This is a genomic window from Nonomuraea sp. NPDC049419 (assembly GCF_040676995.1).
Classification (GTDB): Bacteria; Actinomycetota; Actinomycetes; order Streptosporangiales; family Streptosporangiaceae; genus Nonomuraea; species Nonomuraea salmonea.
Genome location: NZ_JBFAQB010000012.1, coordinates 21,562 through 46,021, shown reverse-complemented (window position 1 = coordinate 46,021; position 24,460 = coordinate 21,562). Strand labels below are relative to the sequence as shown.

Genomic DNA, 24,460 nt, shown 5'->3' with positions numbered 1-24,460 from the left:
TGCGGGGCAGGACAGGGGCGGCCGATTCGCTGTCAGGTGAACCGGCGTATCGAACATACGCGCGACTGTTGGTTGATCGTTCGGTAGCATGTGAGGCGTGGCGCAGATCGTGAAGCGGGCCTACAAGTACCGCTTCTATCCGACTTCCGAGCAGGCCGGCGAGCTTGCCCGGACGTTCGGCTGCGTCCGTCTTGTCTACAACAAGGCACTCGAGGAGCGCACTCGCGCCTACCGCTTGGAAGGCCGCTGTGTCTCCTATGTGGAGTCCTCCGCGCGCCTGACGGAGTGGAAGCGCAGCGGCGAGTACGACTTCCTGTCGGAGGTGTCGTCGGTCCCTCTTCAGCAGGCGCTGCGGCATCTTCAGGCGGCGTTCGCGAACTTCTTCGCCAGGCGCGCCAAGTACCCCACGTTCAAGTCCCGGAAGAAGTCCCGGGTGTCGGCGGAGTACACCCGCTCGGCGTTCCACTGGCGTGAGGGCCGGTTGTGGCTGGCGAAGATGGACACGCCGCTGGCGATCGTGTGGTCGCGTCGGCTGCCGGAGGGTGCGCAGCCGTCCACGGTCACCGTGTCGAAGGACGCGGCCGGGCGCTGGTTCGTGTCCCTCCTGGTCGAGGAGAAGATCAGCCCGCTCCCGCCCGCCGGGCGGAGCGTCGGTGTGGATGCGGGCATCACCGCGCCGGCGACGCTCTCGACCGGCGAGAAGATCGTCAACCCCGCCTGGTACGGACGGAGTGTGGTGGCGGTGGACCGCTGGTTCCCCTCCTCCAAGCTGTGCTCGCAGTGCGGGGCCCTGCGGGAGAAGATGTCGCTGAACGTCCGGGAATGGATGTGTGCCTGCGGCGCGGTCCATGACCGGGATGTGAACGCGGCCAGGAACGTGCTCGCCGCCGGGCTGGCGGAGAGCTGAAACGCCTGTGGAGCTGGTGTAAGACCTCAACGAGAGTCCTCTCGGACAGGGCGACCGGCTGTGAAGCAGGAACCCTCACGGGCGACCGTGGGACTCCCCCTCGTTTGCTAGGGGGAGGATGTCAACGCTAGATCTCCTTGACGTGCTCGAACGGTTCGAGGCAGCCGGTGCAGCGGTAGAGGGCCTTGCAGGCGGTGGCGCCGAACTCGGAGGTGAGCCGGGTGTCCGCCGAGCCGCAGCGCGGGCAGCGCGGCGCCGCGCGCTTGGGGCCGAGGGTCAGCAGCACCGGCCCGGTACGCCGGGGTGCGGGGCCGGGCGGCGACAGCCCGGCGTCGCGCAGGGCGGCCCGGCCGCGTTCGGAGATCCAGTCGCTGGACCACGGCGGGTCCAGCACCACTCGCACCTCCACCCGCTCGAACCCGGCGTCGTTGAGCCGGTGCACGAGGTCGTCGCGCATGGTCGCCATGGCCGGGCAGCCGGTGTAGGTCGGCGTGATCGAGGCGACCACCACCTCGCCGCCGCCGGCGTCCCGCGTCACCTCGACACCGCGCAACACGCCGAGGTCGGCGAGGGTCAGCATCGGCATCTCAGGATCCCGCACCTGCCTCGCCACCTCGACCGCCGCGTCCGCCCGCGCGTCTGCCCGCGCGTCTGCCCGCGCGTCTGCCCGCGCGTCCGCGCCGTCACGCGCTCGCCCAGCGGGCGGCCCGTCGCCCGGCGTGGAGCCCGAGCGGGGCCGAGCGGGGGTCACCAGCGCCCCATCGGATGGGCGCGGGCAACCACCTGCATCTCGGTGAGCAGTCTGCTCAGGGCCTCGGTGTGCAGGCCGTGTCTGCCGGTGCGTCCGCCGACGCCGGCCAGCGGCGCACGCTGGGGACGGTCGACGCCGCTCACCGCGAGCACCTGGTCCAGGACGGCGTCCACCTCGCCCGCCAGGGACGACGGGTCCACGCCCACCCTGGCGTCGGCCAGAACCAGTTCGAGCGGGTGGGCGGTGACCAGCTCGGCCCGCAGCGGCCACAGCGCGTCGAGCGCGGCCAGCAGTCTGCGGCGCGACTCCTCGGTGCCGCGCGCCAGCGTGAGGAACCAGCGCCCGGCCCAGTCGCGGTGGTAGGCGACCTCCTTGACGCCCTTCACCGCGACGGCGGCGAGCACCTGGTCCCGGCTGTCGCGCAGCCGTTCGAACAGGGCGAGCCGGGCCGCGGAGAACAGCAGCAGCCGCACCACCACGTGCGCGAAGTCCCCGTTCGGCACCTCACAAAGCCGCACGTTGCGGAAGTCGCGGTCGTCGCGGAAGAACGCCAGCGCGTCCTCGGCCGGCACCGGCGAGCCGTCGGGCAGGGCCGGCACCACGCCGGGGTCGGCCGCCGCCGCCCGTGCCAGCAGCAGCCGCGCCTGCCCGAGCAGGTCGAGCGCCATGTTGGCGAGCGCGATGTCCTCCTCCAGGTCGGGCGCGCGGCTGCACCACTCCGACAGCCGCTGCGACAGGACCAGGGCGTCGTCGCCGAGCATGAGGCAGTACGCGGCCAGCGCGTCCGGGTCCACCCCCTCGGGCACGGTGGTGTCGACCCCGGCCAGCGGGTCCTCGAAGTCGGTGCCGAAGGCCCACTGAGCGGAGTCGCCGCCCTCGATCAGGCCGTCGAAGATGCTGCCGTGTTCGCTCCCGTGTTCGTTCCCGTGTTCGCTGCTGTGCCCGCTGTGGTGTTCGCTGCGGTGTTCGTCGCTCATGAGCAGGTCCGATCAGATGTGCGGGACGTCGCCCGGGATCTCGTAGAACGTCGGATGCCGGTAGACCTTGTCGCCGCTGGGTGCGAAGAGCGGGTCCTTCTCATCGGGAGACGAGGCGGTGATGGCGTCCGCCCGTACGACCCAGATGCTGACGCCCTCGTTGCGGCGGGTGTAGACGTCGCGGGCGTGCCGCAGCGCCATCTGGTCGTCGGGCGCGTGCAGCGAGCCGACGTGCACGTGGTTGAGCCCGCGCTTGCCGCGGACGAACACCTCGTACAGCGGCCATTCCCGGCGGTCGGTGCTCATCGGGCGACCTCCTGCCGTGAGCGCTCGGCGAAGGCGATGGCGGCCTCGCGTACCCAGGCGCCCTCCTCGTGGGCGGCCCTGCGGTGCGCCATGCGCTGGGCGTTGCACGGCCCGTCGCCGCGCAGCACGGCGGCGAACTCCTCCCAGTCGGGCTCGCCGAAGTCGTAGTGGCCGCGCTCGTCGTTCCAGCGCAGGCCGGGGTCGGGCAGCGTGACGCCGAGCGCCTCGGCCTGCGGGACCGTCATGTCCACGAACTTCTGCCGCAGCTCGTCGTTGGAGTTGCGCTTGATGCCCCAGGCCATCGAGCGCGCGCTGTTGGGCGACTGGGCGTCGGGCGGCCCGAACATCATCAGCGACGGCCACCAGAACCGGTCGACCGACTCCTGCACCATGGCCCGCTGCTCGTCGGTGCCGCGCATCATCGTCATCAGCAGCTCGTACCCCTGCCGCTGGTGGAACGACTCCTCCTTGCAGATGCGGATCATCGCCCGGCCGTAGGGGCCGTAGGAGGTGCGGCACAGCGGCACCTGGTTGCAGATGGCGGCGCCGTCCACCAGCCAGCCGATGGTGCCGACGTCGGCGTACGAGAGCGTCGGATAGTTGAAGATCGAGGAGTATTTCTGCTTCCCGCTGAGCAGCAACTCCGTCAGCTCGGCCCGGGAGACGCCCAAGGTTTCGCACGCGGAGTACAGATAGAGCCCGTGCCCCGCCTCGTCCTGCACCTTGGCCAGCAGGATCGCCTTACGGCGCAGTGAGGGGGCGCGGCCGATCCAGTTGCCCTCGGGCTGCATGCCGATGATCTCGGAGTGGGCGTGCTGGGCGATCTGGCGGATGAGCGTCCTGCGGTAGGAGTCGGGCATCCAGTCGCGCGGCTCGATGCGGTCGTGGCGGGCGATGGTCGCGTCGAACCCGGCTTGCAGGCGGGCCTCGAGGTCCGGCTCCGCTGGGGTGGTCGTCATCTTTCCTCCGACGCCTCGGGCTCATTTACTTATCGCTCGGTCAGTAATAAGGTCGCACACAGAGGGGTGCCCGCGCAAGGTCGCGCCCGGGGAGAGGAGACAGTGTGAGCACGCTGTTGGAGAGCTATGCCGCGGGACGGTGGTTCCGCGCGGCCGACGAGGGAGAGCCGCTGCTCGACGCGGCCACGGGCGAGGAGGTCGCGCGCATCTCCAGCCGCGGCCTCGACGTCGGCGCGATGGTCGCGTACGCCAGGCGGACCGGCGGTCCCGCCGTGCGCGCGCTCACCTTCCACGAGCGCGCCGCCCTGCTCAAGGCGCTCGCCAAACACCTGCTGGAGCGCAAGGAGGAGCTGTACGCCCTGTCCGTACGCACCGGCGCCACCTCCCGCGACACCGCCATCGACGTGGACGGCGGCATCGGCACCCTGTTCAGCTACGCGAGCAAGGGCGTGCGCGAGCTGCCCAACGACACGGTCTTCCTGGACGGCGGCCTCGAACGGCTCGGCAAGGGCGGCACGTTCGTCGGCCAGCACCTCTACACCTCGCGGCCGGGCGTGGCCGTGCAGATCAACGCCTTCAACTTCCCCGTCTGGGGCATGCTGGAGAAGCTCGCCCCCGCCTTCCTCGCCGGCCTGCCCTCGATCGTCAAGCCGGCGAGCCAGACTGCGTACCTCACCGAGCTGGCCGTCCGCATGATCATCGAGTCCGGCATCCTGCCGGAGGGCGCGCTGCAACTCCTCGCGGGCAGCGCGGGCGGGCTGCTCGACGAGCTGACCGTGCAGGACTCCGTCGCCTTCACCGGCTCCGCCCACACGGCCGGCATCCTGCGCCGCCACCCCAACGTGCTGGACGGCGGCGTCGTGCTCGGCGTCGAGGCCGACTCGCTCAACTGCTCCATCCTCGGCCCCGACGTGCGCGCGGACGACCCCGAGTTCGACCTGTTCATCAAGGGCGTCGTCACCGAGATGACGGTCAAGGCCGGGCAGAAGTGCACCGCCATCCGCCGGGTGCTCGTGCCCTCGGCCATGGCCGGGCAGGTAGAGGAGGCGCTGGCCGCCCGCCTGGCCAAGGTGAGCGTCGGCGACCCGCGCAACCCCGACGTGCGCATGGGCGCGCTGGCCGGGCTCGCCCAGCGCGAGGAGGTGCGCAAGGCCGTCGAGGCCCTGCGCGCGAGCGCCGACGTCGTGTACGGCGAGCCGGCGGGCGGCGCCCTGCTCGACGGCGACGCCACGCGCGGCGCGTTCACGACCCCGCTCCTGCTGCGGGCCAGGCCGGGCGCCACCGAGCCGCACGACGTCGAGCCGTTCGGGCCGGTCAGCACCGTGCTCGCCTACGACGGCCTGGACGAGGCCGTCGCCCTGGCCGCCCGCGGGCGCGGCAGCCTGGTCGCCTCCGTCGCCACCCACGACCCCGAGGTCGCGAGGTCCGTGGTGCTCGGGCTCGCGCCCTGGCACGGCCGGGTGCTGGTGCTCGACCGCGACGACGCCAAGGAGTCCACCGGGCACGGCTCGCCGCTGCCCGTCCTCGTCCACGGCGGGCCAGGCCGGGCCGGCGGCGGCGAGGAGCTGGGCGGCATTCGCGGCGTGCTGCACCACATGCAGCGCACCGCCGTCCAGGCCTCGCCGGACCTGCTCACCGCCGTCACAGGACGCTGGACGACCGGCGCCGCCCGCGCCACGAGCGACGTGCACCCCTTCCGCAAGTCGCTGGCCGAGCTGCGGATCGGCGACACGATCGCCTCCGCGCCGCGCACGGTGACGCTGGAGGACATCGAGCACTTCGCCGAGTTCACCGGCGACACCTTCTACGCCCACACCGATCCCGAGGCGGCCGCCCGCAACCCGCTGTTCGGCGGCATCGTCGCGCACGGCTACCTGGTCGTCTCGCTGGCCGCCGGGCTCTTCGTGGACCCGGCGCCCGGCCCGGTGCTGGCCAACTTCGGCGTGGACGCGCTGCGCTTCCTCACCCCGGTCAAGGCCGGTGACAGCATCGCGGTGACGCTCACCGTCAAGCAGATCACGCCGCGCAGCAACGCCGACTACGGCGAGGTGCGCTGGGACGCCGTCGTCACCAACCAGGAGGGGCAGCCCGTGGCCACGTACGACGTGCTCACCCTGGTCGCCAAGACCTGGGACGGAGACGCCCGGTGAACGGCGCCGCCGTCCTCCTCGAACGCGACGGCGCCGTGGCGACCGTCACGCTGAACAGGCCCGAGCGCCGCAACGCGCTGGACGCCAAGACCAAGCTGCGGCTGCGCCTCGCGCTGGAGGACGTCGCCGGTGACGCGTCCGTCCGCGCGGTGCTGCTGGCCGGGGCGGGACCGGCGTTCTGCGCCGGGCAGGACCTGGCCGAGCACGCGGCGGCGCTGCGCGAGGACGCGGCGCACGCGTTCGACACCGTCGAGGAGGACTACGCGCCCGTGGTGCGGCTGCTCGCCACGATGCCCAAGCCGGTCGTCGCGGCCGTCGGCGGCACCTGCGTGGGTGCCGGGCTGGCCCTGGCGCTCGCCTGCGACCTGCGGGTGTTCGCCGAGGACGCGGTGCTCGGCACCGCGTTCGGCGCGATCGGGCTGACCTGCGACTCCGGGCTGTCGGCCACGCTCACCCGGTCGGTCGGCGAGTCGCGGGCCAGGGAGCTCGTGCTGCTCGCCGAGCCGTTCACGGCGCGGCAGGCCGTGGAGTGGGGCGTCTCAGGGCGGCTGGTTCCGCAGGACGAGCTGGCTCCGGCCGCGCGCGAGCTGGCCGGACGGCTCGCGGCCGGGCCCACCCTCGCGTACGCCGAGTCCAAGCGGCTCATCGCCGAGTCGTGGGGGCGGGACCTCGGGGCGACGCTGGCCGCCGAGGCGCGCGCCCAGGCCCGCCTGGGCCTGACGGCCGACCACGCCGGCGCCGTGGAGGCGTTCCTGGCCAAACGCCGCCCCGCCTTCGACGGCCGCTGAGCCACTGCCCGAGCCACTGCCCGAGCCACCGCCCGAGCCATCGCGTGGGCCGTCGTCTGGGCCGCGGCATGGGCGGCCGTCTGGGGCCGCGGGCTGAGTGACGGCCGCTCGCCGGGGCAGCGCTTCGGCAGGCGGCCACCTGGAGACCTTTGGCAAGGAGTGAGGGGCATGGAGAGCCATCCGTCCACGGCGTCGAGCGTTCCGGCCGGTGAGGAGTGGCCTGAACGGGCCGCCGCGGCGCTCGACGACGTGGACCGCGCGATCATCGCCGAGCTGCGGCGCGACGGCCGCATGTCCGTGCGCACCCTCGCCGAGCACGTGCACATCTCCAGGGCCAGCGCGTACGCGCGGCTGACCCGGCTCATGGAGGACGGCGTGATCACCGGCTTCACCGCCGAGATCGCGCCGGCCAAGGCGGGGCTGGGCACCAGCGCCTACGTGTCGATCACCATCGAGCAGAACTCCTGGCGGCAGGTGTCGGCCCGGCTGCGCGAGATCGCCTACGTCGAGCACTTCGCCATGGTCGGCGGCGACTACGACGTGCTGGCGCTGGTCAGGACGCCGGACAACGCGGCGCTGCGGCACGTCGTGCTCGAACGCATCCAGGACATCCCGGGCGTCCGCGCCACCCGGACCTGGCTCGTCTTCGACGAGGCCCGCGGCCAGGGCGCCCACTGGAGCCGAGCCCGCGGGTAGTGAGGGCGACGTGGCCGTGGCCGGGCGGCAGGTTGGGACCGGAGGGGCGGGGTGTGAGAGCCGGCGGGGCGGGGTGTGAGGCCGGAGGATCAGGGGTGACGCGGGCGGCGGCAAAATGTCCGGCTGGTCGCGCTTCCCTCTCCGGTCAAATCGACAAATGGCCGCGAGAAGCGTGGTTTGCGGCCATTTGTCGCCTATAGTCGCCGATGTCTTGAACGAATGGCTCGCTACGCGGACGCTTCTCTTGTCCACCGTCCAGAGAAAGCGAGCGTCGCCATGTCTCATCCCCAGGTGGTCGACGGTCTCCTCCCCGCGCCCGTCCCCGTGCGTTTCGTCGCCGAGGACGGCACCGCCGTCGATCCCCCCGCCGCGTACCCGATGCCGGCCGGCGAGCAGCTCACGGAGGCCTACCGCCGGATGGTCATCGGCCGCCGCTTCGACCGCCAGGCGACCGCGCTGACCAAGCAGGGCCGCCTCGCCGTCTACCCCTCCAGCCTGGGACAGGAGGCCTGCCAGATCGGCGGGGTGCTCGCGCTGCGCGACGACGACTGGCTGTTCCCCACCTACCGCGACAGCGTGGCCCTCGTCTCCCGCGGCCTCGACCCCGTCGAGGTGCTCACCCTCCTGCGCGGCGACTGGCACTGCGGTTACGACCCCGCCGCCGTCCGCGTCGCCCCCCAGTGCACGCCGCTCGCCACCCAGACCATCCACGCGGTCGGCATGGCCGAGGCGCTGCGCCGCAAGGGCGAGGACGCGGTCGTGCTGGCCTTCATCGGCGACGGCGGCACCAGCGAGGGCGACTTCCACGAGGCGCTCAACTACGCCGGCGTGCTGCGCTGCCCGGTCGTGTTCCTGGTGCAGAACAACAAGTACGCCATCTCGGTGCCGCTGGCCAGGCAGACCGCCGCGCCCGCGCTGGCGTACAAGGGCGTCGGGTACGGGGTGCCGTCCGAGCAGGTGGACGGCAACGACCTGGTCGCCGTGCTGTCGGTGCTGACCGAGGCCGTCCGGCGGGCCCGCGCGGGCGGTGGCCCGTTCCTGGTCGAGGCGCACACGTACCGGATGGACCCGCACACCAACGCCGACGACCCCACCCGCTACCGCGACGCCGAGGAGGTCGCGCGGTGGGAGTCGGCCGACCCGCTGGCCCGCCTGGAGACCTACCTGCGCGGCCGGGGCCTGCTGGACGACGCCGGCGTCGCAGCCGCCGCGCAGGCCGCCGACGCGTGCGCCGCCCGCGTCCGCGACCGCATGAACGCCGACCCGGAGACCGACCCGTTCGAGCTGTTCGACCACGTCTTCGCCGAGCCCACACCGCAGCTGCGCGAGCAGCGCGAGCTGCTGCGGGCCGAGCTGAGCGCCACGGAGGAGTGACGATGACCGCCATGCCCGTGTCCGCACCCGGACCCGTCGCCGCGTCCAAGCCCACCTCTATGGCACAGGCACTCAACGCCGCCCTGCGCGACGCGCTGCGCGAGGACGAGCGGGTGCTCGTCTTCGGCGAGGACGTCGGGCCGCTCGGCGGCGTGTTCCGTATCACCGACGGGCTGACCGGAGAGTTCGGCGAGGAACGCTGCTTCGACACCCCGCTCGCCGAGTCCGGCATCGTCGGTCTCGCGGTCGGGATGGCGATGGGCGGCTTCCGTCCCGTCGTCGAGATGCAGTTCGACGCGTTCGCCTACCCGGCCTTCGAGCAGATCGCCTCCCACGTCGCCAAGACCCGCAACCGCACCCGCGGCCGGGTGTCGCTGCCGATGGTGATCCGCATCCCGTTCGCCGGCGGCATCGGCGGGGTCGAGCACCACTGCGACTCCAGCGAGGCGTACTACGCCCACACCCCAGGGCTCAAGGTCGTCACGCCCGCCACCGTCGAGGACGCGTACTGGCTGCTCCGCGACGCCATCGACGACCCCGACCCGGTGATCTTCATGGAGCCCAAGAAGCTGTACTGGGCCAAGGACGACTTCTCGGCCGCCGAGCGGCGCGCTCCCGGCTTCGGGCGGGCCGTGGTGCGGCGCGAGGGAAGCGACGCCACGCTCGTCGCGTACGGGCCGGGCGTGCCCGTCGCCCTCCAGGCCGCCGAGACGGCCGCCGCGGAGGGCCGCTCGCTGGAGGTGGTGGACCTGCGGAGCATCGTCCCGTTCGACGACGAGACCGTGGTGTCGTCCGTACGCAGGACAGGGCGGTGCGTGGTGATCCAGGAGGCGCAGGGGTTCGCCGGGGTGGGGGCCGAGATCGCGGCCCGCGTACAGGAGCGGTGCTTCCACTCCCTGGCCGCGCCCGTGCTGCGGGTGACCGGTTTCGACATCCCGTACCCGCCGCCCAAACTGGAGCACACCCATCTGCCCGACGTGGACCGCGTGCTCGACGCGGTGGACCGGCTCCAGTTCGACGACCGGCCCGACCTGCTGCACCTCAGCAGGGAGGCATCATGACCGTCACCGGCGAGCGGCAGGTGTTCCGCCTGCCCGACCTCGGCGAGGGGCTGACCGAGGCCGAGGTGCTCGACTGGAAGGTCGACGTCGGCGACACCGTCGCGGTGGACCAGATCGTGGTCGAGGTCGAGACGGCCAAGGCGGCCGTGGAGGTGCCGGTGCCGTATGCCGGCACCGTCCTCGCCTTGCACGCCGCACCCGGCGCCGTCCTGTCGGTGGGTGAGCCCCTCATCGAGATCGGCGGCGCAGCACCGGCCGAAGATCCGGCGGCGTCCCGGTACCGCGAGGAGGAGCGGGCCGGCAGCGGCAACGTCCTCATCGGCTACGGCACCGGCCACCACGGGACCTCCCGCCGCCGTCGCCGCCCCGCCCAGCTCAACGCGCCGGCCGCCGACGCCCGCCCCCTCAAGGCGCCGGCCGAGGACGCGCGGCCGCTCAAGAGTGCCGCGGGAGAGGCGCGCCCGGTTCAGCCCTCGGCTGCGGACGCGCGCCCGCTCAAGACGTCCTCGGCGGGCCTGCGCCCGCTGAGGCAGGAGGCGGCGAACTCCCGGACGCCGGGCCAGGCGCCGCGGGTCATCTCGCCGCTGGTGCGCAGGATCGCCCGCGAGCACGGCATCGACCTCGCCCATGTCACCCCCACCGGCCCCCGCGAGGTGATCCTGCGCCGCGACGTCGAGCAGGCCATCGAGCGAGCGGGCGCGGCGAGCCCCGCCGCCCCGCGACCGCTGGAGCGCATCCCGCTGCGCGGCGTGCGCAGGGCCGTGGCGGAGAAGCTGAGCCGCAGCCGCACCGAGATCCCCGACGCCACGACCTGGGTGGACGTGGACGCCACCGACCTGGTCGCGGCCAGGGACGCGCTCCGCCGCACCCGCCCCCAGCTCGGCATCGGCCTGCTCGCCCTGCTGGCCCGCATCTGCGTGGACGGACTGCGCCGCTTCCCCGAGCTGAACTCGACGGTGGACACCGACCGCTCGGAGATCGTCAGGTACGGCCACGTCAACCTCGGCTTCGCCGCCCAGACCGACCGCGGCCTCGTCGTCCCGGTGGTCCGCGACGCCCACCTGATGACCACCGCCCAGCTCGCCGCCGAGCTGACCCGGCTCACCGGCCTGGCCAGGGAGGGCAAGCTGCCGCCTGAGTCGCTGACGGGCGGCACGTTCACGCTCAACAACTACGGCGTCTTCGGCGTGGACGGCTCCACCCCGATCATCAACCACCCGGAGGCGGCGCTGCTGGGCGTCGGCCGGGTGATCGACCGCCCGTGGGTGCACGGGGGCGTCGTCACCGCCCGCAAGATCACCCAGCTCTCCCTGACGTTCGACCACCGGGTCTGCGACGGGGGAGCGGCGGGCGGCTTCCTGCGCCACGTCGCCGACTGCGTGGAGAACCCGGCCATCCTGCTCGCCGACACCTGACCCCGCCGGCCCCCGGGGGTCAGCGCCGTACGTGCTCGCGGACCGCCAGGCCGGCCGCCAGCACGTACGGGCCGAGCAGGAGGGCGACGCACAGCAGCGCGTACCAGAAGGCGGGGTCGAGCGGCCCGAGCACGAACCGGTCGGCCGCCCACCCCAGCACGCTCACCACCACCGGCAGGACGAAGACCACGAACCAGGCCAGCACCACGGCGAACCCCGCCAGCCACACCCACCGGAACCACCGCCCCACCCTGAGGTCGGCGGGCGAGGCCCGCACCAGCTCGGCCGCCTGCGCCCGGGTGAGCCGGCCGAACGCGTGCCGCAGCAGCAACGTCTTGATCCGCCACAGGTCGCGGCAGCCGAGGGCGTGGACGAGCACCCCGTACAGGTCGGTGCGCAGGAAGATCATGCACTGCCACAGCAGGCCCGCCAGCTTCACGAACACCCAGGCGGCGAGCGTCGCGTCCACCACCGGCGCCGGCGACCACACTCCCTTCTCGATCAGCAGGCGGGCGGTCAGCAGCGCGGCGAGCACGACCACGTCCACCGCCATCCCGCCGAGCAGCGGCCCGAAGCGGCGGCGGCGCGGCACCGCCCACAACTGCGACAGGTCGGTCTCCAGGACGAGCAGCATCATCCGCCGGTCCACCCCGAACCGGGCCGTGACCCCCGCCGCACGGGCGGCCAGCCAGTGCCCGCCTTCGTGCAGCGCCGTCGAGACCAGCACGAAGGGCATCAGCAGCAGCGTGCTCAACCCGACGTCGTCCAGCACGAACGCGTCCTCGGCCGGGTCCGGCAGCAGCGACGGCGAGGTGATGAAGACCGCCAGGCAGAAAAGCGCGAGCACGACGTAACAAGCCCACGCGACCTCCCCGAAGAAGGGACGGGCCACGCGCGGGCTCACCCCCGCCAGCCAGCGCCGCATCTGGATCGGCGCGGTCCTGACGGCCTGGCGCTCGTCGTCCGGCCGGTCATCCAGGAACCCCAGCTCGGCCAGGGTCGCCATGAACGCGGGCAGATCGACGGGCTCGCCGGCGAACGCGGCGGCCTCGGCGGCGGCCTCCTCCTCGGTCGCGCCGCGCAGCAGCGCCGCGACCACCACGCCGCCCACGGCGGGCATCGCCACGAACATGCCGGTGGCCGGGTCGCCGACCAGCACCTCCTCGCCCTCCCCGACCACCGTGAGCGGGCGCAGCCGTATGGTGGTCATGGGAGGCGCCTGCCGTCGTTCTGCGGGGCCAGCGCGCACGCCGGGCAGCCGGGGTCGCGGGGGAACGGCCGCCATACCGGGACCAGCCCGTCCAGCAGGTCGAGCACCACCCGCGCCCCCGCCGCCCGCGGCGGCTCGACCTTCGTCAGATACCGCATGACCTCGTACGCGACCAGCGACCCGACCTGCATCGCCATCGGGCCGGTGAGCCCGTTCGCCAGCCGCAGCCCGCGGGTGAGCCGCTGGGCCACCGCCGCCGTCGTCCGCTCGCCGGGGCCAGGCAGGTCGGACTCGTCGCAGCGCAGGCAGGCGCTCCTGCCGGGATCGACCGAGAAGTAGATGAGCTGGGTCCGCGTCATGCCACCGGCCACCAGCGGGACGCCCGCGCGCAACGCGGCCTCGTTGACCCAGAGGTTCGCGTCGGGGGCGCCGTCCAGGCCGCCGGCGATCACGTCGGCGTCGCCCGTCAGGTCCTTGAGGTCGTCGGGGCCGGAGATCCACCGGTCCACGGCGCGGACCTCGATGTCCGGGTCGTACGCGCGGACCCACTCCGCCGCCCGCTCCACCTTCGACCGGCCGACGTCGGCGCGCCGGTAGAGGAACTGGCGGGCGAAGTTGCGCGGCTCGATGTCGTCGCGGTCCACCAGCGTCAGCGCGCCGACGCCGAGCCCGGCCAGGCACTGCACGAGGGCCGAGCCGCCGCCGCCCGCGCCGAGCACGAGCACGTGGGACGCGCGCAGCCGCCGGACGAACTCCGCCCGCGACGTCCCCAGCCGGGCGAACGCCCCGAAGAACGTCAGATTGGAGAAATGCCGCTCGTCGGCCTCGGGATCGCCCAGCAGCCGCTCATCGGCGTCCTCCACCAGCCCCAGGGAGTCGAGCCCGGCCAGGCCGTCGCGCACGTCGTCCGCCGAGACCGGGACGCCGCGCGCGGTCAGCGCCGCGCTCAGCTCCTCCGCCGTGGCCGGCCCCCTGGCCAGCTCATCGAGCAGCGCCGCGACCCGCCCGCCCGGGTCAGCCAGCGTGTACGCCTCGCGCGGGTCGTGCACGACCACGAGCTCGTCGCCCAGGGACTCCCAGGCGCATTCCTTCACCATCACCCGCATCGTTTCCCACCGGATCGTTCGTCATCGGCCGCGGCCGGCCGTCATCGGTCGTCGGGATGGAGCCGCCGGGAGGCGGCGGACCGCCTCCCGGCCGGCTGAGAGGCGATGCCTCAGGTCATGAACTGCGTCGCCTTCACGGCCTCGACCTTGCGAACCTCGATCTTCATCTACGGCACCTCCTTCCTGGCTTCCCGGCGGGATGTCGTCGATCAACTTCCTCCTCTCGCCGACAGAAAGCCCATAAAGTCGCCATAGAGAAGGACGAAACGGCTGATCGTGGCAGGGAGGACGGTGGACTTCACGATCCTCGGACCGGTCAGGGTCCTCGACGAGGGGCGGCCGATCCGGCTGGCCGCCAGGGCGCGCGCCGTGCTCGGCGTCTTCCTGCTCCACCCGGGCACCGTCCTGTCCAGGGACCGGCTGATCGCCTCGGTGTGGGACGACCCGCCCCGCTCCGCCGTGCCGAACCTGCAGCAGTACGTGACCGCGCTGCGCCGCGCCGGGATCGGCGTCGAGTCGGCGCCGTACGGCTACCTGCTGCGGCTCGAGCCCGACCGGCTCGACCTGCTCACCTTCGACGAGGCCGCGCACCGGGCGCGGCTGGAGGCGGCCCGCGGCGACCTGGCGGCCGCGCACCGCCTGTTCGGCCGGGCGCTGGCGCTGTGGCGCGGCCGGCCCGCCGAGGACGTGCCGCTGGCGGCGACCGTCCAGGCCCGCATCGCCGAGCTGGAGGAACGCCGCGAGAACGCCAGGCTCGCCTGGATCGACGTCCGCCTGCGGCTCGGGCTGCACGACGAGCTCGTGGGCGAGCTGGCCCCGCTGGTGGACAGCGCCCCGCTCAACGAACGCCTGTGGCACCGCCTGATGCTCGCACTGCACCGCGCCGGCCGCCGCGCCGAGGCGTTGGAGGCGTACCGCCGCGCCCGCTCGACCCTCGTCGCTGAACTGGGCATCGAGCCGGGCCACGACTTACGCACCCTCCACACCGCCCTTCTCAACGACGCCGACCCCATGCCTTCGAGCACCGTCCGCGCCGTTGGCGAAGTCGGTGAGCTTGGGGGTGCTGCCGGCCGTCGTGAGGGTGTTTCCTCCGCTGTCGGCCACGTCCTCGGCGAGGATGGTGGTGTTGTCCGTTCCCGCGATGCGGGCGTTTCCTTGAGCCGGGAGCCCGCCTGGGCGGGGGTTTGTCTTCTTCCGGCCGACATCGCCGAATTCGTCGGGCGTGAGCGGGAGAGCGCTGAGCTGGTCGCGGCGCTCAAGGGGGGTGGGGGTGCGCCGCCGATCGTCACCGTCTCGGGGCAGCCGGGCGTGGGCAAGAGCACGCTGGCGGTGCACGTCGCCCATCGGCTTCGCGAGCGGTATCCCGACGGGCAGTTGTTCGTGCGGCTGGCAGGGGCGTCGGCGGCTCCGCGTGACGCGTCCGACCTGCTGGCCGAGCTGCTGCGGGTGCTCGGCGTGGACTTCGCCGCCCTGCCCACCGGCGTCGAGGAGCGGGCGGCGGTCTACCGGGCCAGGCTCGCCGACCGCGCGGTGCTCGTGCTGCTCGACGACGCGGCCGCCGAGGACCAGGTGCAGCCGCTGATCCCCGGGACGCCCAGGTCCGCCGTGCTCGTCACCTCCAGAGGCCCGCTGCCCGCACTGCCCGGCGCGACGTCGTACGCGCTGGACGTGCCCCCGCTCGCCGACGCCCGCGACCTGCTGGCCGGCGTGGCGGGGGCGGAGCGCATGGCCGGCGACCCCGAGGCGGCCGAGGCGATAGTGCGCTCCTGCGGGCGGCTGCCGCTGGCGCTGCGCATCGCCGGCGCCCGCCTGGCCACCCGCCCCGCCTGGCCGCCGGCCGAGCTGGCGCGCCGGCTCCGCACCGCCTCACCGCTGAACGAGCTGCGCTCGGGGCCCCTGGACGTGCGCGCCACGTTCGAGGCGAGCTACGCCGCGCTGTCCGAGCCCGCGCGCAGAGCGTTCCGCCTGCTGGGTTCGGTGCCGGCGGACGGGGTGGCGGCCTGGACGGTGGCCGCGCTGGCCGGCGTCTCCGCGCACGACGTGGACGCGTCCCTGGAGGAGCTGGCCGCCGCCGGCCTGATCACCGCCGGTGACGCCGACGCCGCGGCCAGCCCCCGCTACCGCATGCACGACCTGCTGCGCGGCTTCGCCGGCGAGCTGTTCGCGACCGAGGAGAGCGCGCGGAGCAGGACGGCGGCGCTGCGCCGCGCCACCGCCGAGGCGTGCGCGCGCACCACGGAGGCGGCCCGCGAGCTGCCGCCTGCCTTCGCCCCGCCGCCGCCCGGCCTGCCCGCGAGGACCCCGCCCTGCCCCGAGGGCGGCGCCTGGCTCGCCGCGGAACGCGCCGTGCTCGTCGCGCTGGCCGTGGCCGCGGCCCGCGCCGGTCTCGTCCGCGAGGCGGCCCTGCTCGCCCAGGCGCTGGCGCCGTTCCTCATCGTGCGCGGCTTCCACGACGACGCCGTACGCCTGCTCGGCATGGTCGCGGAGGCCGCCGCCGAGGCCGGCGACACCGCCACCGAGATCAGGATGCGCCTGATCCGGGGCGACGCCGAGGTGGACCGCAGGCGAGCGGGCGCGGTCGCGGAGGAGTTCAGGCTGCTCCTCGCGCGCGGCTCGGAGACGGGCGACCGGCACGCCGCCGCGTACGCGCTGCTCGGGATCGCCGCCACGCTGGAGTCCGACCTGGGCTCCGCGCTGGCCGCCGCCACGATGGCCGCCGAGCGGTTCGAGACGCTCGGCGACGAGCACGGCCTGCTGGCCGCCTGGACCGAGATCGCCGGGATCCAGTTCTACCTGTCCCGCTACGACGCGGCGGCGGCGACCCTGCGGCGGGCCCTGGCCATGGCCGAGGGCCACAGCGCCGTCCACAGTGCTGTCCACCGGGCCGTTCACAGCGCCGTCCATCGGGCCCGGTTCCTGCGCTCGCTCGGCATCGCCTGCTACGAGACGGGCCGCGCCGATGAGGCGATCGGCCACTACCGGGCCGCCATCGACCTCAGCAGGGAGCTGCGCTGGAGCTACGGCGAACGGGTGGCGCTGCGCCGGCTGGCCCAGGCCGAGGCCGCGCTCGGCCACTACGACACCGCCGTCGCCCGGCTGGCCAGGTGCGCCGAGATGTTCGAGGACGCCGGGGACACGCAGGGGCAGGCGATGGTGGCGTACACGCTGGGCGAGATCAGCCGCCGTCGCGGCGACGAGCGGGCCGCCCTGGAGCACTTCACCGCCTGCCTCGACCGGCTCGACCCGCTCAACGAGCCGGTCTGGACGGCCCGCGCCCGCGACCAGGTGGCCCGCTCCCGCGCCGCGCTCGGTTAGCCGGACGGCTCGCTCAGGGCCAGGTCGAGGGCGGTCTCCACGTGGATCCGGGTGGAGTCGAACACCGGGACGGGACCGTCGTCCTGGCCCACCAGCAGGGTGATCTCGGTGCAGCCGAGGATGACGCCCTCCGCGCCGCGCCCGGCCAGCTCCGCGATGATCTCCCGGTACGCCTCCCGCGAGGCGGGCTCCACCCGGCCCAGGGTCAGCTCCTGGTAGATGACGTCGTGGACGAGGGTGCGGGCGGGCTCGTCCGGCACCAGGACGTCGATGCCGTGATCGCGCATCCGCGCCCGGTAGAAGGGCATCTCCATGGTGAAGCGGGTGCCGAGCAGGCCGACCCTGGTGAGACCTGCCGCTGCGACGCGGCGCGCGGTGGCGTCGACGAGGTGCAGGAACGGCACGCCGACGGCGCCTTCGACGGCGTCCGCCACCTGGTGCATGGTGTTGGTGCACAGCAGCACCAGGTCGGCGCCCGCCGACTCCAGGCTCTTGGCCGCGCCCGCCAGCAGCTCGCCTGCGCGGTCCCACGCGCCCTCGCGCTGCATCGCCTCGATCTCGGCGAAGTCGACGGTCAGCAGCACGCTCTTCGCGCAGTGGTGACCGCCGAGGCGGCGGCGGGTCTCCTCGTTCAGGATCTTGTAGTACTCGGCGGAGGACTCCCAGCTCATGCCGCCGATCAGGCCGATGGTTCGCATCACGCGCCCCACCTTGCCGCGTGCTCCTGCTCTTAGGAAGGCTTGAACTTCTTGGCGCTGACCCAAGTAATACTTAAGGCATGGACGCGAACCGGTTGCTCATCTTCCGGGAGATCGCCCGCACCGGGTCGATCGCGGGCGCCGCCAGGGCGCTCGGGTGGACGCAGCCTGCCGTCAGCCAGCACCTGCGCCACCTCGAACGACAGGCGGGGGCGCCGCTCGTGCTGCGCCGCCCGCGCGGGGTGCAGCTCACCGAGGCGGGCAGGGCGCTGCTGCGCCACGCCGACGCGATCGCCGCCCGGCTGCAGGCCGCCGAGGAGGACCTCGACGCGCTCGGCCAGCGGCGGGCCGGCACGGTGCGGCTGGCGGTGTTCCCTTCCGCGGGGGCGACGATCGTGCCCGACGCCATCAGCCTGCTCGGCCGCCGCCACGCGGGCATCGACGTACGGCTGCGCGAGGCCGAGCCACCCCAGGCCCTCGCGCTCCTGGAAGCCGGCGAGGTGGACGTCGCCGTCACCTTCACCCACACCGCCGCCCCGATCGCAGGGGAGCAGGGCGCGGGGCCCGGGTTGGTGCGGGTGGTGGTCGGGGGTGATCCCGTGCGGCTCGTGCTGCCTGAGGATCATCCCCATGCGGGCCCGCCCGGCGAGCCGGTCGACCTGAAAGTGCTGGCAGGGGAGAAGTGGATCGCCGGCTGCGAGCGGTGCGCCGCGAACCTGCGCGAGGCGTGCGGCGCGGCCGGGTTCGCGCCGGACGTGCGGCACGGCACCGACGACTATGTGGCGGCCCAGGCGCTGATCGCCCGCGGCCTGGCCGTCGGCCTGCTGCCCCAGCTCGCGCTGGACGCCGCCCTCCACCCCGGCGTCGCCGTACGCCCGGCGCTCCAGCTCCGCCCGCGCACCCTGCACCTGACCTACCACCGCGAGGCCGGCCAGATCCCGGCGGTCGCCGGCGCCCTGCGGGCCCTGCTCGACACCACGGCCGACCGGCGAACCGCCTGACCTCAGCCGCCGGCCTCGCCCAGCGAGTCCTCGGGCAGCGCGGGATCGCCGCTGTCGTTCAGCGGGTCGTCACCCTGGTCGGTCGGCGTGCCGTCGGGCTGCCCGGAACAGGCCGGGTCGTCCGCGCAGGCCGGGTCGGTGGGGGCGTCGTCGATGCCGTCGTCGATGCCGTCGTCCACGTCGTCTGGGACGCCGTCGTCCACGGAGTCGTTCACGCCGTCGTCAGGACCGTCGGTGGGCTCGTCCGACGGGTCCTTCGTCGGCTTGGGGTCGGGCGCGGTCACCAGGTCGTGCTCCTGCCCGGAGAACGAGGGCGGCGGGAACTGCTCGACCGGCTTGCCGGCCATCGCCACCGCCATGAAGTCCCGCCAGATCCTGGTGGGTGTGCCGGCCCCCTCGATGCCGCCCAGCGAGACCTCGCGCTGCAGCACGTACCCGTTGGGATCCCGCAGGACCTTGCCGGTCTTCGGGTTCGTCTGCGGCACCTCCTTGTACATCCCGACCGCCGTGGACAGCTGCGGGGTGTAGCCGACGAACCACGCCTCCTTGTTCTCGTTGTTGGTGCCGGTCTTGCCGGCGATCGGCCGGCCGCCGGGCAGCGCGGTGCCCCTGGCGGTGCCCGCCCTGACGACCTGCTGCATCGCGTACGTCGCGTCGGCCGCGCTCTCCGGGCTGATGACCGGCTTGGGAGGGTCGACCTCCTTCATCACGGTCTTCCCGTCGGCCGTCTTGACCGCGACGACCACGTGCGCGTCGTGGTGCACGCCGCCGTTGGCGAAGATGCCGTACCCCGTCGCCTGCTGCACGGGGGTGACCAGGCCGGCGCCGATGGACATGCCGTACGCGTGGGTCTTGATCGCCTCTTCGAGGTTCTTCTCGCTGATCCCGGCGTCCTCGGCGATCTTCGCGACCTGCTCGAGCCCCACCTCCTGCGCCATGGTGGCGAACGCGGTGTTCACCGACTGGGCGGTGGCCTGGTCGATGGTCACGGCCGCGCCGAGGTCGTGGGAGTTGCGGATCGGCTTGGTGCCGGGCAGCGTGACCGGGCCCTTGCCGGAGACGCGGCTCTTGAGGCTGTAGCCCCGCTCCAGCCAGGCGGCCAGCACGTACGGCTTGAACGCCGACGCCGCCTGCTTGTAGGCGTCGAAGGCGTTGTTGGTGAAGCTCTTGAGGTAGTCGTGGCCGCTGTAGAAGGCGATCACCCGGCCGTTGCGCGGATCGACGGCGGCCATGTTCGCGCGGATGTGCTTGTCGCCGAGCGCGCGCAGGTTGCTCTCCACCGCCTTCTTCGCGGCCAGCATGAGCTTCCTGTCGAACGTGGTCGTCACCCGGTAGCCGCTGATGCTCAGCGCCTTCTTGTCGATGCCCCGCGAGGCCAGCTCCCGCTGGACGATGTCGACCATGTAGCCCTTGACGCCCTTGAAGGTCTCCACCTTCTGCTGCCGGGCCAGCTTGGGGAACTTCGCCGTCTTGGGCAGGTCGCCGTACCGCGCCGGGTCGACCTCCGCCATGCCGTCGATGGTGTACGTGAACCGCTCCCGCGTCAGCGCCCAGTTCTTGTCCTGCTCGGCCTTGTCGAAGCGGTCCGGCTGCTGGGTGCGTCCGGCCAGGTAGGCGCCCTCGGCGGGGGTCAGCTCGTCGACGTCCTTGTCGAAGAACGCCTGGGCGGCGGCCTGGATGCCGTTCGCGCCCCGCCCGATGTAGATGGTGTTGAGGTAGTTGGCGAGGATCTCGTCCTTCGACATCTCCTGGTTGGCGCGGATCGAGACGAAGATCTCCTTGACCTTCCGCTGCACGGTCCGCTCCTGGCTGAGGCCGTCGTAGTAGCCGCGCGCCATCTCCTGCGTGATCGTCGAGCCGCCCTGCACCTGCTGGCCGGTGAGCGTGCTGTACGCCGCGCGCATGATGCCCGAGATCGAGAAGCCGGGGTCGGTGCGGAACGACCGGTTCTCGGCGGCGATGAAGGCGTCCTGGACGTGCCGGGGGATCTTCGAGATGGGGACGATCTCGCGCTTGGTGCCGAGCCTGGCCAGCTCGGTCTTGCCGTCCCGGTAATAGAGGATGCTGCCCTGCTCGGTGGCGTGCTCCTGCGTGTCGGTCGGCAGCGGCGTGTTCGCGTACGCCACCATGATCATCCCGAACAGGCCGGTCACCAGGACCATGATGCCGAGCACCACGGCCTTCCACCCGGGCACGAACCGCCGCCACCCGGTACGCCGCCCCCCGCCGCCGTCACCCTGCCGCGGCTTCTCGCCGGCCGCGTCCGCCCGGCTCGGGGCGGACACGCGAGAGGTGGACGCACCAGGGGTGGACGCAGGAAGGGCGGACGCAGGAGGGGTGGACGGGCGGCGGCTGGACGGGCGCCGCCGCCTGCTCTGACGCGCCGCGGGCCGGGGCCGCTCCTGGGCGTCGTCCGGCCGTCCGGACGGCTCCGGTTCGTAGCTGTCGTAACTCACAGGTCCCTATTCACTCATCCGGCGACAAGATCCGCAGGAGAAATGCGACATTTTGCCTACCCCTAACGGTTAGCCAAGAAATAGCGGTCACCCCTCCAGGTGTCAACTCACCCGAACGGAGGATGCCGGGTGACGTGACGGGCGATGCCGCCGTGAGCGGGCCGGCGGGAGCCTTGAGGCATGGAAGCCATCGAGGTCAAGGACCTGCGCAAGGTGTACGGGAGCACCCCGGCCGTGGACGGCGTGACGTTCACGGTGCACGCCGGTGAGATCTTCGGGATCGCCGGCCACAACGGGGCGGGCAAGACGACCACCGTCGAATGCCTCATCGGCCTGCGGAGGCCCGACGGGGGCAGCGTGCGGGTGCTGGGGGAGGACCCGTCGCGCCGCCGCCGCGCCGTGGCGCAGCGGATCGGCGTGCAACTGCAGGAGGGCGCGCTGCCGGAGCGGATGAAGGTGGCCGAGGCGCTGCGGGCGTACGCCGCCTTCTACCGCGCCCCCGCCGACTGGCGGCAGGTGATGGAGCGCTGGGGGCTGGGCCCGCTGGCGCGCCAGGCGTACGGCGACCTGTCGGGCGGCCAGAAGCAGCGGCTCATGCTGGCCCTGGCGCTGGTCGGCGACCCCGAGGTGGTGGTGCTCGACGAGCTGACCACCGGCCTCGACCCGGTGGCCAGACGCGAGACCTGGCGGCTGGTGACCGACCTGCGGGCGTCCGGCACCACGGTGGTGCTGGTCAGCCACTACTTCGACGAGACCGAGGCGCTGTGCGACCGCCTCGCGATCCTCGCGCGCGGCCGCGTCCAGGCGGCCGGCACCCCTGAGGAGATCATGGCGGCCACCCGCACGGGGTCGCTGGAAGAGGCGTACTTCGCGCTGGAAGGAGCGGACCGATGAGAGCGTTCACCGCACTGGTCACGACGGAGCTGCGGCTGCTGCTGCGCGACCCCGCCTCGGTGTTCTTCATGATGGCCTTCCCGCTGATGCTGCTGGTGCTCAAGCGCGGCGACAGCGGCGCGGTGCCCGGCTACGTCGCGATGATCGCGGCCATCGGCGGCATGGGGGCGCTGCCGGGAGTGGTGGCCTCCTACCGGGAGCGCAAGGTGCTCAAGCGCTTGGCCACCACGCCGGTCTCGCCGCTGCTGCTGCTCGGCGCCCAGCTCGTGGCCCAGGTGACGGCCGCGCTCGCCGGGTCGGCGCTGCTCGTCGTCACCGCGATCACCGCGTTCGGGGCCACGGCGCCGCGCAGCGTGCCGCTGCTGGCGCTGGCGTTCGTCCTCTGCTCGGTGACGGTGTGCGCGCTCGGCTTCGTCATCGCCGCCGTCGTCGGCAACGCCAGGGGCGCGAACCTGGTCGGCATGCTGGTCATGTTCCCGATGATCTTCCTTGCGGGCGCGGCGGTGCCGCGCAGGGCGCTGCCCGACTCGCTGCGGCAGATCGGCGACTTCCTGCCGCTGACCCCCGGCGTGGACGCGCTCACCAGCGCCTGGTCCGGCACCGCCGCGCTCTTCCCGATGATGATCCTGGCCGGGATAATCGTCGCGGGCACGGCTGCGGCCGCGGCGCTGTTCCGATGGGAGTGACGAGGTGAACGTCTGGGAGGCGCGCTGGCTGCGCGCCTTCCACGTGCTGTTCTACGCCTGCCTGGCGCTCGGCCTGGTGCTGTCGTTCGGGGCCGGCTCCGCCCCTGGCCCGCTGCCGCTGGCGCTGCTCGCCGCGCTGGCCGGCTGGCACTGGTTCTTCGTCGGGCGCAGGCCCGAGCGGCTCGGCCGGCTCACCCCCATGGCCCTGCACGTCGCGGTGCTCTGCGGGCTGTACGTCGCGCTGGTGACGGCCGACCGCTCGTTCGACGTGGTGATCTTCGGGCTGATGCCGCAGCCGTACCTGATGCTGCCCGCGCCCTGGTCGTACGCGGGGGCGGTGGCGACGATCCTGTGCACGTTCGCCGCCAGGGGCTACCTCGACGACCCCGGCGCCCTGTGGCAGCTCGCCGGCAGCTCGGGCCTGGTGGTGGCGATCGGGCTGTTCGTCGCGTACGTCTCCCGCCAGAGCGCCCAGAACCGCACGGTCGGCGTCCTGGAGGAGCGGGCCAGGCTGGCCAGGGAGATCCACGACACCATCGCCCAGGGCCTGAGCGGCATCATCACCCAGCTGGAGGCCGCCGAGCAGGCCATCGAGGACACGCCCGACCTGCCGGCCGTACGCCGCAGGATCGCCCTGGCCAAGGACCTCGCACGGGACAACCTCCGCGAGGCCCGCCGCTCGGTCGACGCGCTGCGCCCGGGCCCGCTCCAGGACGCCTCGCTGGAGGCGGCGCTGGCGGAGGTCGCCGCGCGGTGGTCACGCGCCCACGGCACGACCGCCGGCGTGGCCGTCGAGGGCACCCCCAGGCCGCTGCCGCCCGAGGTGACCGCCACCGTGCTGCGCACCGCGCAGGAAGGGCTGGCCAACGCCGCCAAGCACGCCCGCGCCGGCCGGGTGGCGATCACGCTGACCTACATGGACGACGAGGTGACGCTGGACGTGTACGACGACGGCACCGGCTTCGACCCCGGAGCAGGCACGCGGGGCTACGGCCTGGCCGCCATGCGCGAGCGGGCCGACGGGGTGGGCGGCACGCTGACGGTCGAGTCGGCCCCGGGAGAAGGGACGGCCCTGTGCCTGCGCATCCCCTCAAACTGATGATCGTGGACGACCACCCGGTGGTCCGCGACGGCCTGCGCGGCATGTTCGACGGCATCGACGACATCGACGTGGTGGCCGAGGCGGGCGACGGGTTCGAGGCGCTGGCCATGGCCAGGCGGTCCAGGCCGGACATCGTGCTGATGGACCTGCGCATGCCCGGCCTCGACGGCCTCGGCGCTGTCCAGCGGCTGCGCGCCGACCACCCGGAGATCAAGGTGATCGTGCTGACCACGTACGACACCGACGCCGACGTGGCGCGGGCCATGGCCGCGGGCGTGGCCGGCTACCTGCTCAAGGACGCGCCCAGGGACGAGCTGCACCGCGCCGTGCGGGCCGCGGCGGCGGGCGGCGCCGTGCTCGCCCCCTCGGTCGCCTCCGCCCTCATCGGCCGCCCGCCCGCGCAGGACCCGAGCCCGCGCGAGCTGGAGGTGCTGCGCCTGGTCGCGCGGGGCGCGGCCAACAAGGAGATCGCGCGGACCCTGCTGATCAGCGAGACGACCGTGAAGACCCACCTCAAGCACGTCTTCGCCAAGCTCGGCGTGGACACCAGGGCGGCCGCCGTGGTCGTGGCCCTGGAACGCGGCCTGATCGGGCCCCCGCGCTAGCGT

At 73.3% G+C, this 24,460-nt stretch carries 20 protein-coding genes and 1 pseudogene; 13 read left to right on the top strand and 8 right to left on the bottom strand.

What is annotated here, in order from left to right; translation table 11 throughout:
* Positions 1-97: 97 nt before the first annotated feature.
* Positions 98-1,018, top strand: a pseudogene (locus tag AB0K12_RS30065) (transposase).
* A gap of 16 nt (positions 1,019-1,034) precedes the next feature.
* On the opposite strand, the gene paaD reads toward AB0K12_RS30065, so the two are convergent.
* The 4 genes from paaD to paaA form a co-directional block, all read right to left on the bottom strand.
* Positions 1,035-1,520, bottom strand: a complete 486-nt coding sequence (gene paaD, locus AB0K12_RS30060) for a 1,2-phenylacetyl-CoA epoxidase subunit PaaD (RefSeq protein ID WP_364569055.1) — start codon at positions 1,518-1,520, stop codon at positions 1,035-1,037.
* Positions 1,521-1,654: 134 nt separating this feature from the next.
* Positions 1,655-2,635, bottom strand: coding sequence for a 1,2-phenylacetyl-CoA epoxidase subunit PaaC (gene paaC, locus AB0K12_RS30055; protein WP_364568428.1), 981 nt, complete (start codon positions 2,633-2,635; stop codon positions 1,655-1,657).
* 12 nt (positions 2,636-2,647) lie between these two features.
* Positions 2,648-2,941: a 1,2-phenylacetyl-CoA epoxidase subunit PaaB gene (paaB, locus tag AB0K12_RS30050; protein WP_355423729.1), complete on the bottom strand. Its 294-nt coding sequence runs from the start codon at positions 2,939-2,941 to the stop codon at positions 2,648-2,650.
* Entirely contained in the window at positions 2,938-3,900 is a 963-nt protein-coding gene (paaA, locus tag AB0K12_RS30045) for a 1,2-phenylacetyl-CoA epoxidase subunit PaaA (protein WP_364568424.1), read from the bottom strand. The genes paaB and paaA overlap by 4 nt, the downstream gene beginning before the upstream one ends.
* A 104-nt stretch (positions 3,901-4,004) precedes the next feature.
* Here paaA and paaZ point away from each other — a divergent pair, with 104 nt between their 5' ends.
* The 6 genes from paaZ to AB0K12_RS30015 all read left to right on the top strand — a co-directional run bounded on the left by paaZ (position 4,005) and on the right by AB0K12_RS30015 (position 11,384).
* Positions 4,005-6,050, top strand: coding sequence for a phenylacetic acid degradation bifunctional protein PaaZ (gene paaZ, locus AB0K12_RS30040; RefSeq protein ID WP_364568421.1), 2,046 nt, complete (start codon positions 4,005-4,007; stop codon positions 6,048-6,050).
* Complete coding sequence (locus AB0K12_RS30035; RefSeq protein ID WP_364568418.1) at positions 6,047-6,838, top strand: enoyl-CoA hydratase-related protein; 792 nt, start codon at positions 6,047-6,049, stop codon at positions 6,836-6,838. Before paaZ ends, AB0K12_RS30035 begins: the two co-directional genes overlap by 4 nt.
* A 168-nt stretch (positions 6,839-7,006) precedes the next feature.
* Positions 7,007-7,534 carry an Lrp/AsnC family transcriptional regulator gene (locus AB0K12_RS30030; protein WP_364568415.1) on the top strand — a complete coding sequence of 176 codons (528 nt, stop codon included), beginning with the start codon at positions 7,007-7,009 and terminating at the stop codon, positions 7,532-7,534.
* Between the two features lie 276 nt (positions 7,535-7,810).
* Complete coding sequence (gene pdhA, locus AB0K12_RS30025) at positions 7,811-8,908, top strand: pyruvate dehydrogenase (acetyl-transferring) E1 component subunit alpha (protein WP_364568412.1); 1,098 nt, start codon at positions 7,811-7,813, stop codon at positions 8,906-8,908.
* Positions 8,909-8,919: 11 nt separating this feature from the next.
* Positions 8,920-9,969, top strand: coding sequence for an alpha-ketoacid dehydrogenase subunit beta (locus tag AB0K12_RS30020; protein WP_364569052.1), 1,050 nt, complete (start codon positions 8,920-8,922; stop codon positions 9,967-9,969).
* Entirely contained in the window at positions 9,966-11,384 is a 1,419-nt protein-coding gene (locus AB0K12_RS30015; RefSeq protein WP_364568409.1) for a dihydrolipoamide acetyltransferase family protein, read from the top strand. The genes AB0K12_RS30020 and AB0K12_RS30015 overlap by 4 nt, the downstream gene beginning before the upstream one ends.
* 19 nt (positions 11,385-11,403) lie before the next feature.
* On the opposite strand, the gene AB0K12_RS30010 is transcribed toward AB0K12_RS30015, so the two are convergent.
* A complete protein-coding gene (locus AB0K12_RS30010) occupies positions 11,404-12,594 on the bottom strand; it encodes a hypothetical protein (RefSeq protein WP_364568406.1) in 1,191 nt (396 codons plus the stop codon).
* On the bottom strand, positions 12,591-13,691 hold the full coding sequence (locus AB0K12_RS30005; protein ID WP_364568403.1) for a ThiF family adenylyltransferase: 1,101 nt from the start codon (positions 13,689-13,691) through the stop codon (positions 12,591-12,593). Before AB0K12_RS30005 ends, AB0K12_RS30010 begins: the two co-directional genes overlap by 4 nt.
* A gap of 300 nt (positions 13,692-13,991) precedes the next feature.
* Here AB0K12_RS30005 and AB0K12_RS30000 point away from each other — a divergent pair, with 300 nt between their 5' ends.
* On the top strand, positions 13,992-17,015 hold the full coding sequence (locus AB0K12_RS30000) for a BTAD domain-containing putative transcriptional regulator (protein WP_364568400.1): 3,024 nt from the start codon (positions 13,992-13,994) through the stop codon (positions 17,013-17,015).
* On the opposite strand, the gene AB0K12_RS29995 is transcribed toward AB0K12_RS30000, so the two are convergent.
* Positions 17,012-17,713 carry an aspartate/glutamate racemase family protein gene (locus AB0K12_RS29995; protein WP_364569049.1) on the bottom strand — a complete coding sequence of 234 codons (702 nt, stop codon included), beginning with the start codon at positions 17,711-17,713 and terminating at the stop codon, positions 17,012-17,014. The two genes, AB0K12_RS30000 and AB0K12_RS29995, sit on opposite strands and share 4 nt — an antisense overlap.
* 80 nt (positions 17,714-17,793) lie before the next feature.
* Here AB0K12_RS29995 and AB0K12_RS29990 point away from each other — a divergent pair, with 80 nt between their 5' ends.
* The gene (locus tag AB0K12_RS29990; protein ID WP_364568397.1) at positions 17,794-18,714 is read left to right on the top strand and encodes a LysR substrate-binding domain-containing protein; all 921 of its coding nucleotides are present in this window, start codon (positions 17,794-17,796) and stop codon (positions 18,712-18,714) included.
* Between the two features lie 2 nt (positions 18,715-18,716).
* On the opposite strand, the gene AB0K12_RS29985 is transcribed toward AB0K12_RS29990, so the two are convergent.
* Entirely contained in the window at positions 18,717-20,999 is a 2,283-nt protein-coding gene (locus tag AB0K12_RS29985) for a transglycosylase domain-containing protein (RefSeq protein ID WP_364568394.1), read from the bottom strand.
* A 351-nt stretch (positions 21,000-21,350) separates the two neighbouring features.
* Here AB0K12_RS29985 and AB0K12_RS29980 point away from each other — a divergent pair, with 351 nt between their 5' ends.
* The 4 genes from AB0K12_RS29980 to AB0K12_RS29965 are packed head-to-tail and all read left to right on the top strand — an operon-like array spanning position 21,351 to position 24,457.
* Positions 21,351-22,064 carry an ABC transporter ATP-binding protein gene (locus tag AB0K12_RS29980; RefSeq protein ID WP_364568391.1) on the top strand — a complete coding sequence of 238 codons (714 nt, stop codon included), beginning with the start codon at positions 21,351-21,353 and terminating at the stop codon, positions 22,062-22,064.
* Complete coding sequence (locus AB0K12_RS29975; protein WP_364568388.1) at positions 22,061-22,750, top strand: ABC transporter permease; 690 nt, start codon at positions 22,061-22,063, stop codon at positions 22,748-22,750. The genes AB0K12_RS29980 and AB0K12_RS29975 overlap by 4 nt, the downstream gene beginning before the upstream one ends.
* 4 nt (positions 22,751-22,754) lie before the next feature.
* Positions 22,755-23,849, top strand: coding sequence for a sensor histidine kinase (locus tag AB0K12_RS29970; protein WP_364568386.1), 1,095 nt, complete (start codon positions 22,755-22,757; stop codon positions 23,847-23,849).
* Positions 23,849-24,457: a response regulator transcription factor gene (locus tag AB0K12_RS29965; protein ID WP_364569046.1), complete on the top strand. Its 609-nt coding sequence runs from the start codon at positions 23,849-23,851 to the stop codon at positions 24,455-24,457. The genes AB0K12_RS29970 and AB0K12_RS29965 overlap by 1 nt, the downstream gene beginning before the upstream one ends.
* The last annotated feature ends 3 nt before the right edge of the window (positions 24,458-24,460 follow it).